Genomic DNA, 17101 nt, shown 5'->3' with positions numbered 1-17101 from the left:
TGGTCACGGTCACCGCACCCCGTAGGCGCTCGGCAGCACCTGGTCGATCCGGTTGCCCAGGTCGTCCCAGGCGGCGAGCTCGAAGGAGACGGTGCCGCCGACCGCGCCGGCCGGGACGGTGTAGTCGGCCCGGTAGGTGCCGTTGCTCCCCGTCACCCGCAGGCTCTGCCAGTTCTTGCCGCCGTCGTACGACACCTGGAGCCGCGCACCGGTGACCGCCGGGGCGTTGGCGTACTGCTCGTGCGTCACGTGGAGGTCGACGGTGTGCCGGCCGGCGGTGAGCCGGTGCTGGACGTCCGCGTCGGTGTCGGTGGCGGCGAACAGCAGCGGCAGCGCGGCGCAGGAGCCGGTCAGGCCGGCGCAGTGCACCCGGTCCGGCAGGGCCTTGCCCTTGCCCGGGTCGGCGGTGAAGGTCCACATCGTGTCGGTGCTGGGCGACAGGGTCCCGCTGTTGCGTGCGGTCTGCTCCTCCAGCCGGTAGGTGGCGCGGCCGGACGGGACGGGGACGCCGACGCCGAACAGGCCGCCGGTGCCGGTGGCCAGGAGCTTGCCGTCACGGTCGAGGGTGACGGTGCTGGTCTCGTCGAAACCCTGACCGATGGTGCCGGGGTTGCTGTCGCCGTCGGAGCCGATGAAGAAGGACATGGCGTCCGCACTCGCGCACGCGCCGCAGTTGACGGCGCCGGTCCCGGTGTCGAGCTGAGTGCTCGGGTGCGGGGCGCCGGCCTGCCAGGTCTCGGAACTCCGGGTGCCGGGACGGTAGACGGTGTCCTTGCCGGTGAACGTGACGGCCGTCTGCTCGTCCTCGAACTGGGTGCGCCAGTCGAGGCCGGCGGGCTGGCTGAAGTACTCCGTGCGCACCGTGCCGGGGGTGAACACCTCGAACGAGGTGAGGGTCTGCGTGCCGGCCCTGGCCGCCCACACCGGCGTCACGTTGTCGGCCAGGATGTCGATGCCGGTCGCTGCGGCGGGCGCGGAGTAGGTCCGCGTGACCGTTGCCAGCGACGACGGATCGACCGAGGTCGAGTAGGAACTCGGCAGGTGGTCGTAGGTGTTGGCGATGTGGTAGGCGTACGGCTGCGCTGTGCCGGCCGGCGAGGCCAGGTCCGCGGTGGTCACGGCCTCGAACCGGCCGTACTTGACGCCCGTCGTGGTGTTGATCGTGTCGCCGAACGGAGCGGAGCCCGTCTGCAGGAGCTGGAGGACCGGTGCCCCGGCGTCGCCGCTCGCCGTGCCGTCGCTGCGGTAGAGGGACAGCTCGGAGTTGGTGAGCGTCGCCGGGCGCGGGGTGGTCGGCGCCGGGATCGTGTGGGTCGCGGTGCGGGCGTCCAGGGTGATGCCGGTCCCGTCCGTGACCGTCACCTCGGGCGCGACGGTGACGTGCGAGCCGTCGTAGAAGACGGCCTCGTAGTGGCCGGTGGGCACGGAGACCTTCACGGTGCCGCCGACGACACCGAAGGCCTGGTCGGCGTAGGTGGTGTGGTCGGCGTTGATGAGGAGGACGATGCCGCCCCCGGGCCGTCCGGTGGTGGCGATCACGTGGGTGGTGAGCCGGGCCATGGTGTACGCGCCGTGGCCGGCCGGAGCCGTCTGCGCCCCGGCCGGCGCGAACGCGTCCGCGCCGCATGCCTGCTGGGCGAGCGCGGTCGTGTCGTAGCCGGCCAGGTTCTTCGTCCCCGCTTGGGCGGCGACGTACGACGGGACGAGGTACTGGTGGCCCCCGCTGCGGTAGCTCAGCATCGTGAGGCCGGCGGCGGCAGCCGGGTCGGCGAGTCGGGCACCGTTCGGGGTGACCGTGGCCTTGATGCCGCCGAGCAGGGTGACCCGGCAGTTCGCGGCGGCGGCCGGGGCGGCGGGCGTCCGGGTGAAGGCGGCGGGCGCCGCGTCCTGCGCGTGGGAGGCGGGCACGACGAACAGCCCGCAGGCCGCGGCGAGTCCGAGGGCCCACAGCGGGCTCCTGCGGTGCCCGATCAGGGGTATGGGTCGTTTCAAAACGTGGTCACCTTTCGGTGCGCGGGGTCACTTGGCCGGCCGGTCACAGGGGTTCGTAGTCCGTGAAGGGGTCGTCGTCGTCCGGGTCCGCCGAGGGGCCGGGAGTCGGGGGCGGGGATGTCGGGGTCCGGGGTGTCGGGGGCTGCTCTTCCCCGGGCGGTGTCGGGCCGTCCGGGGGCTGCGGTCCGGCCGGGCGCCCGTCGTCCGGGGCGTCCTCACCAGATCGGCTCACGGTGCTGTTCTCCGTTTGCTGTCGCGGGGGAGGCGGTGCTTGACGGGTGAGTATGGCCACCGCCTCGGCCACCCGGCGATGAGTCAAGTGACCTAAAGTTCGGCCCCGCCCGGCCGTACCACGCCCCGCCCGGACGACACCGCCGCCCCCCGCACGGGGCCGGCCCACGACGGCCCAACGGGCCCTGCCGCGTGGCGCAATATCCTCCTGCCTGGGCAATCGGCAAGGAACGAAAGGCCGGCATGGAGGTTTCCGAACCTGGTGGCACTGGTCAGACGGCGGTCGTGCGGCCTCCGGAATTCGTGGGCCGCGAGCGCGAGACGGCCGAAATCGAGCGGGCGCTCGCCGCGCCGCCGGCCGTGGTGTGGATCGAGGGCGAGGCCGGAATCGGCAAGAGCAGGCTGCTGCGGGAGTACCTGGCCACGCCGGCGGCCCGGGCGGACCGGGTGCTGGTGGCGCGCTGTCCCCCGCTGCACCGCCCGCAGACCCTTGGCCCCATGGTCGACGCGGTACGGCAGGCGACCGGCACGGTGGCGGGACTGCCGCTCAGCCCGCTGGCCGGGGCGCTGCGGCCGCTGTTCCCGGAGTGGGCCGCGGACCTGCCGGCCGCGCCGGGGCCGGCCGAGGACGCGACGGCGGTCCGGCACCGGGTGTTCCGGGCGCTGGCCGAGCTGTTGCGGTGTCTGCGGGTGACGGTGCTGGCCGTGGAGGACGTGCACTGGGCGGACGAGGCGACGCTGGAGTTCCTGCTGTTCCTGGCCTCCGCCGTGCCGCAGCCCGTGGGCCTGGTGGTGACCTGCCGGCCGGAGGACGTACCGAGCGGGTCGCTGCTGCGGCGGCTGGCCACCCGGCTCGCCGCGGATTCGGCGTCGGCCGCGGGAAGGCTGCGGCTGGCCCTCGGCCCGCTCGATGTGGCCGGCACCGCCCGGCTGGTGTCGTCGATGCTGGCCGGGGAGCACGTCTCCGACGGCTTCGCGGGATTCGTGCACCGGCGGACCGACGGCGTGCCGCTGGCGGTGGAGGGGTCGGTGCGGCTCATGGCCGACCGGGCGGACCTGAGCTTCCGCGGTGGCGGGTGGGAGCGCCGGCACCTCGACGAGATCGGCGTTCCGGCCACCGTCCGTGACATGGTGCTGGAACGGCTGGGACGGCACGGCCCCGAGGCGCAGGCGATGCTGCGCGCCGCGGCGGTGATCGGCCGGCCGGCCGACGAGGCGACGCTGCGGGCGGTGGCGGGGCTTACGGCGGGGCGGGCGCAGGCGGGCCTGTGCGAGGCCATCGACGGCGGACTGCTGGACGACGACGGCTGGGGACAGGTGGCGTTCCGGCACGTGCTGGCCCGTCAGGCGGTGTACGACGCGGTCCCGCCGCCGCGCCGCCGCACGCTGCACCGGCGCGCCGGGCGGACGCTGGAGCGCCTGGCGCCGCGGCCCGTCGCCGAGCTCGCCGACCACTTCCGTCAGGCCGGTGAGAAGGGCGAGTGGTGCCGGTACGGCGAGGACGCCGCCGACCTGGCGCTCGCGTCGGGCGACGAGACGACGGCCGGCGCCCTGCTGCACGACCTGGTCGTCAATGCCGGCCTGCCGGCCGCGGCGACGGTCCGGCTGATCAAGAAGTTCCCGTTCGCGTCCTTCGCGGGACCGGCCCGGTTCCGGGAGCTGGTGCCGCCGCTTCGCGCCGCCCTGGACTCCGAAGTGCTGGCGCCCGGCCAGGAGGCGGACGTCCGCGTACAACTCGGCAACGTGCTTCTGTTCATGGGCGAGGACGACGCGGGCCGCGCCGAGCTGAAGCGGGCGATCCCGCACCTGGCCCACGATCCGGCCGAGGCCGCCCGGGCGATGATGCGGCTGGGCTGGCCGCGCAGCAGCAGCTGGCCGGTCTCGGCCCACCTGCGGTGGCTGGAGCGCGCGGCCGAGCTGGAGGTGCCGTCGATGACGGCCGCGGACCGGCTCGGCTTCGCCGCGGACCAGGCGACCGCGCGGCTCATGCTGGGTGAGACGGACGGGTGGGCGCACGAGGCCCGGATCCCCGACGACGCCGCGGTCTCGGCGGAGCGGCAGCAGATCACCCGCGCGAACCTGAACATCGGCGACATGGCCATGGTGTGGGGCCGGTACGCCGTCGCCGCGCGGCGGCTGGACCGGGCCCTCGCGCTGGCCGACCGCCGCCGGTACCGGCGCTATCAGTCCGCCGCCCTGGTGACCCGGGCGCATCTGGACTGGTTCACCGGCGCGTGGGACGGGCTCGCAGAGCGGGCCGCCGCGCTGGCCGACAGCGAGGACATCCTCGCGCTGGCCCGGCTGGAGTCGCTCCTGATCACGGGGCTGCTGCAAGCCGCCGCCGGAGCGTACGCGCCGGCCGCCGAGCGGCTGCGGCTGGTGCTGGACGAGGAGATGCGCAGCGGCGCGCTGGCGGACTCGATGGAGCCGGCCGCGGCGCTGTCCCGGCTGGTGCTGGCCGGCGGCCGCGTCGAGGAGGCGCTGGAGATCACCGAGGAACCGGCCGCCGTCATCGCCCGTAAACGCACCTGGATCTGGGCGGCGGAGCTCGGGCCGGCGCGGGTGGCCGCGCTGGCCGCCGCCGGCCGCGTCGACGAGGCCGGGAAACTCACCGCGGCGTTCGCCCGGGGGCTGCGCGGCCGCGACGCGCCGGCGCCGCGGGCGGGGCTGGCCACGTGCAGGGCGATCCTGGCCGAGGCGCGGGGCGAACGGGTCCCGGCCGCCCGCCTGTTCGCCCGCGCGGCCGCGGCCTGGCAGGCCCTTCCCCGGCCCTACGAGGCGCTGCTGGCCCAGGAGCGGCAGGCCGGCTGCCTGATCGCCGCGGGACAGACCGAAGCCGCGTTGTCCCTGCTGGCCGACGTGCGGGAACGGCTGATCCGGCTGGGCGCGCTCGGCGACGCGGACCGAGTGGTGGCCACGTTGCGCGAGCACGGAGTCGCGGCGAAGCGGCCCCGGCGCGGCGGCCGGCGCGGCTACGGCGACCGGTTGTCGCCCCGGGAGCTGGAGGTCACCCGCCTGGTGGCCACCGGACGCAGCAACCGGCAGATCGCCGAGGCGCTGTTCCTGTCCCCCAAGACGGTCGCCCAGCACCTGAGTTCCGCGATGCGCAAGCTCGGCGTCTCCTCGCGCACCGCGCTGGCGGTGCTCGCCACCGGCGCGGGCCCGGGTAACGCAGAGTTTACCCAGCCGGACGCCCGTGACCAGGGGCGCGGCAGCCCGCGGCCCAAAAATAGGTGATCCGCCGGATGGTTGGCCGGGCTCGCCGGGACCAGAGTCACCGGTTGGATCGTCGCAGCAGCGCAAGGCACCGAGCGCGCCGGTCGACGCTGCCGAAACCGCATGTCCTGACACAAGGAGAGGTTGACTGATGAGTGACTCCAGACGTCGCCCGCGGCCGCCTGCGGGGGTGAGTCGCCGGGCCACGCGGTGGCTGGCCGTGTTCGCCGCGCCGCTGCTTGCGGTGTCGCTGACCGCGGCGCTCAACGCGGCGCCCGCGCAGGCCGATTCGTCCACCGAGGCCGCCGCACCGACGGCCGCCGGAGCGCAGGCTCCCGGCAGCGCGCAGACCTCCGGGAGCGGGCAGACCGTCACGACGCTGACCGGCGGAAAGGTCCTGGTGCGCGCCGACGGCACGCAGGTGGTTCAGGACGGCGGCCCGGCGCTGAACTACACCGGAGCGAACGGCGACCGCTACATCGTGCCCGCGGTGGCCGCCCCGTACGCCGGCCGGTCGCTGGACTGGACGCTGTTCGACGTCTCCGCGCTGGCGCGCGACAACATCACCGACGGGGCGAGGATCCCCGTGGCGCTGTCGTTCAGCAGCGCCGGCGCGACCCCGCCGCCCGGGATCACCCTCACCTCCTCCGGTGCCGGCATCAGCGCCGTGGGCTACATGACCCCCTCCTCGGCCCAGGAGTTCGCCGCGTACCTGCGCGGCCGGATCGCCGCCGACCTCGCTGCCGGCAGGCCCGCCGGCACCACTCCGCTGCCCGGCGTGAACCGGGTGGCGCTGGCCGCCGCCGCGCCCGGCCAGGGGGTGACCCCGCAGCACGCGTACCAGATCGCGCAGTTCGACACCCAGGGCCTGACCGGCCCGGCGGACGCGATCATCAGGCTGTGGGACATGGACTCGTTCGAGGCCGTGTCGACCACGCTGGCCTCCGTCGACGGGATCGCCCGGATCGCCGTGCCGGAAGGCCACTACTTCGCGGTCGCCCAGTTCGTCGAGTTCGACGAGCAGGGCAACCCGACGGAACTGCGCTATGCGTCCTCCGCCTTCACCGTCGCCGCCGGCAGCGGCGCCGTCACCACGGTGAGCCTGGACGAGAAGAGCGCCACGACGCGCTCCACGGCGGCCACCCCGCGGCCGGCCCGGCAGATCAACCAGACCGTGGCCTGGGGCCTGCAGAGCACGACCGGGCAGTGGGACGTCATATCGGCGATGGTCAACGGCGCGAAGGGGACCGACTTCCAGGGCGAGCCGGGAACCGATGTGTACGTCGCACCGACGGCCTCGGGCCCGGCTGCCGGAAGGCTGCGCTACTTCGTCCAGTGGGACGGCATCGCGCCGTCGACCGGGGGCGACTTCCCGTATCCCGGCGAGAGCGCCTATCCCTACCGGTACGACCTGGCGTTCGGCTGGGACAACCAGGTCCCGAAGGGCCCGTATGAGGTGCGCGACCGCGACCTGGCCACCGTCCACCAGCACATCTACGCCGACCCCGCGCAGACGCCCGCGACCTTCGAGTTCTCCAAGGCCCCCATCGACCCGGTCCTGCCGGCGGAGATGGCCGCGTCCCAGCCGAGTGACCTGCTGCGGCGCGAGGCGCCAGGGGACTTCACCGACTACGTCGGCACCGCGGACGGCGGCGACTGGATCTTCAACTCGAGCATCGGCCCGGGCTACAGCCTCAACTCGACCATGGCCGACCCGCGCACCTACGCCGGCGGCCACGTGTACTCGACGGACTGGGGCCGCGGACCGCTGACACCGCAGTGGGGCCAGCACCTGCCACGGCCGGACGCCCTGTACGAGAACTGCGAGGCGTGCGTCACCGAGAACGCGGACGAGAACAAGGTGGTCGCGCTCTACCCCGGCGACGCCCAGGACACCCAGCAGGCCGCGTCCGGCATCCGGTACCTCGACGAGAGCGCGGTCTGCTACATCGACGGGCAAGAGTCCGAATACGGGGGGGCCTGCATCGACGACCACACGTTCGCGGCGGGCAGCACCCCGGCCGAGCCGAGGACGTACCGCCTGGTGTACGACACCGCGGTGTCGCCCCGGACGCCCCAGTACAGCCAGGCGACCTCCACACACACGGATCTGACGTTCAGATTCGCCTACAAGTCGCAGCCGCCGGCGGACATGGCGCTGCCCTCCGGCTACCAGTGCGAGGAGTTCCCCGTCCAGGGCGCCTGCGAGATCCTGCCCGTGCTGACGCTCAACTACCAGCTGGACACGGACGAGCTGAACACCAGCGACGCCCCGGTGCAGCAACTGAAGCTGGATGTCGGCCACCTGACCTACGACGGCATCGGGTCGCACGCCGCGATCACCTCCGCCTCGGTGGACGTGTCCTTCGACGGCGGCACCACCTGGCAGCACGCGGTGGTCGGCGGGCAGGACGGCCACTACACCGCGCACTGGCCCAACCCGGCCTCCGCCCGGGGGACGAGCCCCGCACTGCGCGTGACCGCCACCGACGCCGACGGCGGGTCGATCACCCAGGTCGTCGACAACGCCTACGCCATCGCCGCGAACGCGCGCTGATCCGGCCGGAAGAAATGAGAACCCGTATGAGACGCCTCTTCCCGGCCGCGGCGATACCCGCCGCACTGGCCGCGATCGCCATCTTCGCAGCGCCCGGGGCAGCGGCTGCCAACCCCGCGGCCCACACACCGCAGCAACAGAGCACGTCCACGACACAGCACGGCCGGCTCCCCTCGAACGTCCAGGACGCCTGTCCCGCGACCGCGCCCGGACGGGTCCGCTGCATGGCCCTGGTCCGCACCGACGTGCACGGCGGCCTCGGCGTCAGGGGCCGCACCGCGCACGCCGCCGGCGGGGCCGCGGACAACACGACCGCGCTGCCGACCGGGTACAGCCCGGCCGACATCCGCTCCGCCTACAACCTGCCCTCCGCCGGGGGCAGTGGGCAGACCGTCGCCCTCGTCGAGGCCTATGACAACCCGACTGCCGAGGCCGACCTCGCGGTCTACCGCACCACCTACGGGCTGCCTGCCTGCACCACCGCCAACGGCTGCTTCACCAAGGTCAACCAGAAGGGACAGCAGGCCGGCTACCCGGCCAGCGACCAGTACACCGGCTGGAGTCTGGAGACCGCACTCGACCTGGACGCGGTGTCCGCGGTCTGCCCGGGCTGCCGCATCCTGCTGGTGGAGGCGGACAGCAACGGCGACGCCGACATGGCCGCCGCGGTGAACACCGCCGCCCGCCTCGGCGCCACCGAGATCTCCAACAGCTACGGGGAAGACGAGGGATACGGGATGTTCGCGTACGCCTCCGCCTACAGCCACCCCGGGGTGGCGATCACCGCCGCCTCGGGCGACCTCGGCTTCTCGGTACCGAAGTTCCCCGCCGTGCTGCCCACGGTGACGGCCGTCGGCGGCACGTCGCTGGTCCGGGACCCGGGAACCGCGCGGGGCTGGTCCGAGACGGCCTGGGGCGAGTCGAGCAGCGGCTGCTCGGCCTGGCTCGACAAGCCCGCCTGGCAGACGGACGTCCCCGACTGCCCGGGCCGCGTCACCGCCGACGTGTCCGCCGACTCCGACCCCAACACCGGGGGGCTCGCCGTCTACGACACCACTCCCGGCACCTTCGGGAACCCCGGCTGGGTCGAGGCCGGCGGCACCAGCCTCGCCTCCCCGATCGTGGCGGCCGTCATCGCCCTGGCCGGAAGCCCCGGCGACTTCCCCGACGCCTCCCGCCTCTACAGCCACGCCGGCCACCTGAACGACGTGACCAGCGGCTCCAACGGGGCGTACGGATTCGACTGCGGCGGCGACAACCTGTGCAACGGCATGCCCGGGTACGACGGTCCTACGGGGCTGGGCACGCCGAACGGCCTCGGCGCCTTCTGAGGGGTGCCTCAAGCGGGTGTACGAGGCGGGTGCTTGCGGGGTGCCTGAAACGGGTGCCCGAAGCGCGTCTCACGGAAGCGGCCCTGTTGTCCGGGGCCGCTTCCGGCTCGTTTTCCGGCTGCCCCGGGTTCCGGCTGCCCCGCGATACGCGCCGGGGTATTCGCGGCTCTCCGGTCAGCCGGAATCCGCGGACGTCCCGGCCGGCGCGATGCCGGCCTGGAGCGCGGCGACCGCCAGAGCCGTACGCGAGTTGACTCGGTGCTTGCGCATCGCGGAGTTGAGCTGTGCCGCCACGGTCCTGGGTGAACGGGACAGCGTCCTGGCGATGTCCGGGGTGGACAGCCCGGTCAGCATCAGCCGTACCACCTCCAGTTCGCGCGGGGAGAGCCGGTCGCCGTAGCCGCGCCCGCCGCCGCGGGTGGTCCGCCGGTCGTGGGCGGCCACCCGGTGGGCGTCGCGCTCGGCGCCGAGGGCCCGCAGGCCGGCCTCGACCCGGGTGAGCAGTTCGGCCGCCTCGCCGTCCCGGCCCGCCGCGGCCAGCGCGAGGGCCCGTCGTTCCCGGGCGAGCAGTGCCGCGTACGGCCGCGGCAGCCGGTCCCAGGCGGTGGCGGCGGCCTCCCACTGCTCCGCGGTCCGGTCGGCGGGTTCGCGGGCTTCGGCGAGCCAGGCCCGGCAGGCCGCCAGCGAGGCGGCGGCGGTCAGGGCGGTGCTGCCCCGCAGCCCCCGGGCGTAGCGCGTGACGAGCTCGTCGGCCTCGGCCGTACGCCCGGTGGTGACCAGGGCCTGGACGCGGACCGGGGCGATCTCGGCGGCCCACAGCCAGATGCCCTTGCGGGTGACGACCCGCATGCCCTCGTCGGTGAGGGCGAGGCCGTCGGCGTCCCGGCCCTCGGCGAGCCGGATCGCCGCGAGGGCGGCCGCGGGCTCCATCGGCATGTCGACGAAGCCACGGCGTCCCGCCTCGGTCAGCACCTGCTCGAACTGCTCGGCCGCCACGGCGAGTTCGCCCGGGTCGGTGGAGGTGACCGAGGTGAGCAGTGCGGTGACCAGCACACTGTCGATGGCGATCAGCGGCTCTTCCTCGATGGCGGCGAGCGCGGCGACGCGTTCGGCCAGCCCCTCCCACCGGCCGGTGTACCAGTCGAGGTGGGCCCGGGTCACCTCGGCCATGTCCCGCATCCGCAGGTATCCGCTCTCCGCGGCGAGCTCCACGGCCCGGTCCAGGCGGCGCCGGGCCTCCGGGTAGAAGCCCCAGCGGATGGCGGAGTCGCCGATGTTGAGATCGGCCCGGATGACGCTCAGCACATCGGCCGCACCGCCCGCGGCCTCGGGGATCCCGGCGGCGACGTCCCAGCCGCTCGGGTCGCCCATCTGCAGCAGGGACGTCAGCCGGTCGACGGCGAACGGGAGCCGCAGGTCCGCGGGGACGCGGGACTCGACGAGTTCGACCGTCTTGTCGAGCCAGCGCCGGTGGGCGGCGACCGGCCAGTCGACGCCGGCCGGGCGGCTCAGCACGCTCATCACCCAGGCGGCCTCGTAGGGGCGGTCGTCGAGGTCGCCGATGGCGCGCTCGAGTTCGGCGGCGCCGGCCGCGTACTGCCCGGTCTGCATCAGCATCCGGCCCAACTGGGCGCGCACCTCGCCGCGTTCGGTTCGGGCGAGGGCGCGGCTGTCGAGCAGGTCGCGCAGCACCCGGAGCAGGTCGCTGCTGCCGAGGTAGCCGGAGAAGGCGAAGACGGGAAACTTCCGGCACAGCCGGACGACGGCTCCGGCCGGCAGGTCGCCGGCGGAGAGCAGGGCGTGCAGGGCGGTGACCGCGGTGGGCTGATCGCCCGAGGCGAGGGCGAGGTCTGCGGCGAGTTCGGTGTAGTGCCGCCAGCCCTCGGTGTCGCCGGCCTTCCCGAAGTGGTGCGGCAGCCGGGCGATCGGGACCGGGTCCAGGGCTTCCAGGGCCCGGGCAGCGCGCAGGTGCAGGGCGCGGCGCTCGCCGCCGGGGATGTCGTCGTAGACGGCGCGGGCGGCCAGCAGATGGCGGAAGTGGATACGTCCGCCCGCATCCTCGACCAGCGCCCTGGCCCGCACCGCCGCGGCCAGGGCGGTCCGCGCGCGGGCGGCCGGCAGCCCCGAGACGGTGACGACGACCGCGGGGTCCGCGGCCTCGGTGAGGACGGCGGCGGCGCGCAGCACCTGGCGGTCGTCGGGGCCGAGCCGGGCGGCCCGCTCCAGGACCGCGTCGCGGATGGTCGGCGGGACCTCGATCCGGGTGAGGGTCCTGCGCCGCCACTCGCCACCGCGCCGTACGAGGTCGGCGCGCTCGCCCAGCAGCCGGACGGACTCCTCCAGGGCGAGCGGGAGTCCCGAGGTGTGCTGGTGCAGGAAGGACGCGAAGGCGTCGGAGACGTGTTCGTCGTCGAGCATCGAGGAGACGAACTGCGCGGTCTGGGCGACGGTGAGCGGGCCGAGCACGATCCGGGTGTGGACGGTGCCGGGCACGGGTTTGGCGGCCAGGCGCAGCAGTTGGGAGCCGGCCGGCACGTCCTCGGGGCGGTAGGTGAGCACCAGGCTGATCCGGTCGGCGGCGGGCCGGGCGGCGAGGAAGAGCAGGAAGTCCAGGGTGGCCGGGTCGGCCCAGTGGGCGTCCTCGACGACGAGCACGGTGGTGCCGCACCTGGTGAGGAGTTCCTGGAGGGCGCGGAAGAGGCGGTGCCGGGCGGCGCTGGCGTCGTCGAGCGGTTCGGGTACGGGCGGCAGGGCGTCCGCCCACTCCGGGAAGAGCGGGCGCAGCGCGCCGGCCAGGGCGGACAGGCCCAGACCGTCGACTCGCGTGCGGGCCTGGCGTACCGCGTCCACGACGGGGGCGAGGGTGAGGGTCTCACGGAACGGCGGGCAGCCTGCCACGAGCACTCCGTCGAACCCGGGGGCCTCCAGCACTTCCTGGAGCAGCCGGGTCTTGCCGATGCCGGCCTCGCCCTCGACGAGGACGGTCGCGGGCGTGCCGCCGGTCAGGCTGCGGACGGCCCGGTCGAGTTCCGCCGACCGTCCGACCAGCCGGGGTCCGCGGACCGCGGGCGGGTCGTCCGGGGTCGTCGGTTGCTCTGCCAAGACCGTGCCTTCCCTCCCCGGGCCGCATCGGACGGGTCCGACGCCGAACCATTCTGTCCCGCCGGGCGCCCCCTGACCAGGGAATATACCGGGCGTTCCGGCGATCCGCCCGCGCGCGGCGCCGCTCCCCGCCGCCGAACCGGCCGCGGCGCGAACCCCGAAGCCCGCCCGTACCCGATGCTTCACACCCCTGTGATCGGTCATAGGGCGTGCACCGGCCATCCGGTCCCGGCGCAGCCCGGTCAACGGCCGACGGCCCCCGGCAGCGATGCCGGGGGCCGTCGTCATCGGACGGGTCGTCAACGAGCAGCGGGTGCCGGCCCGCTCAGCGCGGCTTGAGCGTGAAGTACACCGGCGCGCTCCAGCCCGACGTGCCGATGGCACCGGCGCGCGGCGGCGCGTAGTGCAGACGCACCCGCAGCAGCGCGTTGTCGTGGAACGACGCCCAGGGCACCGCATCCGTGACGTAGCCGTTCGAGCCGACGCGCAGGCAGCCGGTGGTCGCGGCGGTGCGCCAGGTCCCGGACAGGTAGTGCTGGAGGACCGCCTGTTGACATCCTCGCTGCCGTGAAGGGCGGCGATTCCCGTCTACCGTGCCATTGAGGGCTGTGGTGTCGGGTGGGTTCCTGCTTCGCCGCGCGGTGCCGGGATCCGACCCCGGCCGCCGAGGTCTACCGCGACTACCTGGAGGCGTGCGAGGAGTCACGGCGGGTGTTCGCGAAGGTGACGGAGGATTTCTCCCGCACGGTGCCGAATCCTGAGTTCGGCGACACCGACGTCCGGTTCGTCCTGGCGCACGTCATCGAGGAGTACGCCCGCCACGTCGGCCGCGCGGATCTGCTGCGCGAAGCCATCGACGGAGCCGCCGGCGAGTGATCCGCCGCCGCGGACGCCGGAGACGTACCCGATCCGGATGGCGTCCGTGCGCTGTGCCCGCACATTCGTGTTTGCGCTCACTGCGGGTCGCGGCGACGACATGAAGCCAGCCGCGGTGAGAGAACGGGCCACCCGTACGCCGGCTGCTCGGTGTCGCCACGTGACCGCCCATCACCTTCCGTCGATCGAAGGGCGATTGACCTGCGGTCGCGGAGCACCGAACGCAACCACCCGACGCCGGAACGTACGCGAATCGCGCCGGAAACCTTGACGCAACTTCGTCAACCGGCATAGCTTCGATGACCGCTGGATGTGAGCGCTAACAATGCCACGGTCCACGGCGCCCCGTGCGGCCGCCCGTGGTTCGAACCTCCACCAATCCGACTGAACCATGTAGGAGTTGATCTCGAACATGTTCAGACCCGGCGTCAAACGGATACGCCGCAGAACGATCGCGGCCTTCGCCTCGATCGCCCTCGCGCTGATCGGCTTCACCGTCACCGTGGCCTCGCCTGCCACCGCGACGCAGACGGCCCCCACCAGGCCGGCAGGCCCGTGCGACATCTACGCCGCAGCCGGCACTCCGTGTGCGGCCGCGCACAGCACCACCCGAGCCCTCTACGCCTCCTACGACGGGCCGCTCTACCAGGTCCGCCGGCTGTCGGACGGCGAGGTCCGGAACATCGGCGTCGTCGCCCCCACCGCGCAGCCGGTCCCGGACGCGGGCGGTTACGCCGACGCGGCCGCCCAGGACAGGTTCTGCGCGGACACCACCTGCCTGATCACGACGGTCTACGACCAGTCGCCCAACCACAACGACCTCACCCAGGCGCCCCGCGGCAACTTCAGCGGGCCGGCCATGGGCGGCGCCAACAACCTGCCGGTCGCCGACATGGCACCGGTCACCGTCAGCGGTCACAAGGCCTACGGCGTCTTCATCGAGCCCGGCATGGGGCTGCGGAACAACGACACCAGGGGCATCGCCGTCGACGACCAGCCGGAGGGGATGTACTGGGTCCTCAACGGCCGGCACTTCAACAACGGCTGCTGCTTCGACTACGGCAACGCCGAGACCGACAGCCGCGACGACGGCAACGGCACCATGGAGACGTCCTACTTCGGCGACGCCACCGCCTGGTACCACGGCAACGCGCCCGGCCCGTGGATCATGACCGACCAGGAGAACAACCTGGTCGGATGCGTCAACCCGGGCAGCACGTCCAAGCTCTGCGCCAGCCTGCCGAACATCACCTCGCGCTTCGCGACCGCTGTCGCCAAGGGCGAAGCCCATCACTGGGCCTCCCTGGGCGGCGACGCGCAACAGGGCCCGCTGACCACCATGTTCGACGGGCAACGGGTCGATTCCAGCTACGACCCGATGCGCAAGCAGGGCGCGATCGTGCTGGGCAACGGCGGTGACAACAGCAACGGCTCGCAAGGCACCTTCTACGAAGGCGTGATGACGGCCGGCTACCCCACCGACGCCACCGACAACGCGGTGCAGGCCAATGTCGTGGCCGCGAAGTACGACGTCCAGCAGCTGAGCCTGACGCCGGCCCCGGCGACGGCCACCGCGCCGGGACTGCAGACCTTCGCTCCCGGCACCTCGCAGAATTCCGCCCTGACCTTCACGAACACCACCGGGTCGCGCGTATCGGACCTGAGGCTGCACCTGTCCGTCCCGGACGGGTGGCAGGCCACGGCCACGGGCACCACCAACTTCGCGTCCGTCGAGCCCGGCCGGAGCGTGAGCGCGACCTTCAAGGTCACCGCGGGGCCGGCCGACTTCGACGGTGACCTGCGCGGCCGCGCGACCTGGACCGGCCAGGGCCCCGGCCGCGCCGATCAGTCCGCGACGACCACCGAGCACGTACGGAACACCCCGTCGATCAAGATCAACGAGTTCCGGACCTCGACCGGCACCGACTCCACCGACCAGTTCGTCGAGCTGTACAACGCGGGCACGAGCCCGGTCGACATCTCCGGCTGGATCCTGACCGAGCACCCCACCCAGCAGGCCGTCTCCTCGACGGTGACCGTCCCCTCCGGCACCACCCTGCCGGCCGGCGGCCACTACGTGCTGGGCCTGTCCACTTCCGGGCTGGCCGCTCCGGCCGCACCGGGGGACGCCACCGTCGCCGTACGCAGCACGAACGGCCTGACGGCCGGCGACACCGTCACCGTAGGCACCGGCTCCGGCGCGGAAACGCGTACCGTCGCCGGCGTCGGCACGGCGGCCACCACCAACACGACGCTCTGGCAGCCCCTGCCGGACGGTCCGGTCGTCACCATCCCGGCCGGATCGACCAACGTCCCGGTGGCGAGCACCTCCGGCTTCACCGTCGGCCAGAAGCTGGCCATCGGCTACGGCGACAAGCTGGAAGTGGCCACGGTCACCTCCGTCGGAAAGCCGGGAACGCAGGCCCGGCTCTCGGCGCCCGCCGCCGCGGGGGCGACCAACATCAAGGTCACCTCCACCACCAACATCTCGGCCGGTGACACGATCCGGCTGGACATCGGCTCCCGGATCGAGAACGTCACGGTCGCCGCGGTCGGCACCACCGGAGCCACCGGCACCGGCCTCGACCTGACCGCGCCCCTGACGTACGACCACTCCTCCAACCTGCCGTTCAGCAACCGCGGTACGGGCGTCACCTTCGCGCCGGCCACCGCCTTCGCCCACTCCAGCAACGAACCGGTGCAGGCCCTCGGCACCGGCATCACCCTCGACAAGCCGCTGACGCAGCGGCACGCGATCAACACACCCGTGCAGGACGCGCGGGCCACGACCGCGGGCTATCAGTCCCCCACCGCCCCCGACCAGTGGTTCGGCGGACCCGCACTGTCCACCGGCGCCGGCACCATGGTGCTGGGCGACAGCAAGGGCAACACGGCCGACAGCCTGAACTACGGCAGCCTCGTCGACCCCTGGAACGCCGAGGGATATCAGGGCGCCTCCGGATCCGGAGCGAACGGCTGCCTGGTCGCGGCCCCGGGCACGGGTAGAAGCGCCGTCCGCTTCCCCGACGGCCTCGACACCGACAGCAACTGCGCCGACTTCACCGTCTCCAACAGCCCCACCCCCGGCGCGGCCAACAAGGGCTTCACCCTCGACCCGGGACCGCGCGTCTCGCTGCAGATGACCACGCCCGGCAGCACCTCGAACTACGTCAAGCACGACGACTCCGACGACCTCGTGGTCACCGCACCCGTCACCGCCGCCAGCTCGGCCACCGACAAGCAGGACGCGACGTGGGTGGAGACGGCCGGCCTGAACAACCCCAGCTGCGTCTCGTTCGAGTCGGTGAACAAGCCGGGCAGCTATCTGCGGCACCAGAACTTCCAGTTCCACCTCCAGCCCAACGACGGCAGCACGCTGTTCACCCAGGACGCGACCTTCTGCCGGACGCCCGGCAACAGCGGGCAAGGCGTGTCCTTCCAGTCGGTGAACTTCCCGACGAAGTACATCCGCTCCTTCAACAACACCGTCTACCTCGCGAGCAACGGCGGCACCAACGCGTGGGACACCACGACGTCCTGGGCCGACGACTCGAGCTGGACCGCGGCCACGCCGTGGGCGCCCGCGTCGTAAGGCGGCCCGAACACCGCACGGCCTGACCGATCGACCGGGGTGCCCACCGTCCGCGGTGGGCACCCCGCGTCCGTCTTCCGGGGCAGCTGTGGAGAGTTCGAGGAGGGAGTTCATGTGCCGTTCGCATTGCGGTCGGAAGCCGCTCTTTTGACTCCCTTTGCCTTACTCGGTCGTACTCGGGTGCTACGCCCCGTGCGCCGTCGT

At 73.3% G+C, this 17101-nt stretch carries 8 protein-coding genes; 5 read left to right on the top strand and 3 right to left on the bottom strand.

Annotated features, from left to right (window positions below):
- Positions 1-9: 9 nt before the first annotated feature.
- Positions 10-1992 (bottom strand): hypothetical protein, encoded by a 1983-nt coding sequence (locus ITX44_RS16815; RefSeq protein WP_205358045.1) that lies wholly within the window; start codon positions 1990-1992, stop codon positions 10-12.
- A gap of 516 nt (positions 1993-2508) precedes the next feature.
- Here ITX44_RS16815 and ITX44_RS42205 point away from each other — a divergent pair.
- The 3 genes from ITX44_RS42205 to ITX44_RS16800 all read left to right on the top strand — a co-directional run bounded on the left by ITX44_RS42205 (position 2509) and on the right by ITX44_RS16800 (position 9327).
- The gene (locus ITX44_RS42205) at positions 2509-5460 is read left to right on the top strand and encodes a helix-turn-helix transcriptional regulator (RefSeq protein ID WP_205358044.1); all 2952 of its coding nucleotides are present in this window, start codon (positions 2509-2511) and stop codon (positions 5458-5460) included.
- Positions 5461-5590: 130 nt separating this feature from the next.
- Positions 5591-7996: a hypothetical protein gene (locus tag ITX44_RS16805; RefSeq protein ID WP_205358043.1), complete on the top strand. Its 2406-nt coding sequence runs from the start codon at positions 5591-5593 to the stop codon at positions 7994-7996.
- 26 nt (positions 7997-8022) lie between these two features.
- Positions 8023-9327: a S53 family peptidase gene (locus tag ITX44_RS16800; RefSeq protein WP_205358042.1), complete on the top strand. Its 1305-nt coding sequence runs from the start codon at positions 8023-8025 to the stop codon at positions 9325-9327.
- Positions 9328-9501: 174 nt separating this feature from the next.
- Here ITX44_RS16800 and ITX44_RS16795 read toward each other — a convergent pair whose 3' ends face one another.
- Both ITX44_RS16795 and ITX44_RS42200 read right to left on the bottom strand, forming a co-directional pair.
- A complete protein-coding gene (locus ITX44_RS16795; RefSeq protein ID WP_205358041.1) occupies positions 9502-12429 on the bottom strand; it encodes an ATP-binding protein in 2928 nt (975 codons plus the stop codon).
- A 325-nt stretch (positions 12430-12754) separates the two neighbouring features.
- Positions 12755-12883, bottom strand: a complete 129-nt coding sequence (locus tag ITX44_RS42200; protein ID WP_265934227.1) for a hypothetical protein — start codon at positions 12881-12883, stop codon at positions 12755-12757.
- A 164-nt stretch (positions 12884-13047) separates the two neighbouring features.
- Here ITX44_RS42200 and ITX44_RS16790 point away from each other — a divergent pair, with 164 nt between their 5' ends.
- Together ITX44_RS16790 and ITX44_RS41045 are read left to right on the top strand one after the other, a co-directional pair.
- Positions 13048-13305 carry a mycothiol transferase gene (locus ITX44_RS16790; RefSeq protein ID WP_307795307.1) on the top strand — a complete coding sequence of 86 codons (258 nt, stop codon included), beginning with the start codon at positions 13048-13050 and terminating at the stop codon, positions 13303-13305.
- Between the two features lie 412 nt (positions 13306-13717).
- Positions 13718-16897 carry an arabinofuranosidase catalytic domain-containing protein gene (locus ITX44_RS41045; RefSeq protein ID WP_236060778.1) on the top strand — a complete coding sequence of 1060 codons (3180 nt, stop codon included), beginning with the start codon at positions 13718-13720 and terminating at the stop codon, positions 16895-16897.
- Positions 16898-17101: the final 204 nt, after the last annotated feature.

Source organism: Actinacidiphila acididurans (assembly GCF_016918855.1).
GTDB lineage: Bacteria > Actinomycetota > Actinomycetes > Streptomycetales > Streptomycetaceae > Actinacidiphila > Actinacidiphila acididurans.
The sequence above is the reverse complement of the archived record's forward strand: the minus strand, read 5'-3'. Positions and strand labels throughout refer to the sequence as shown.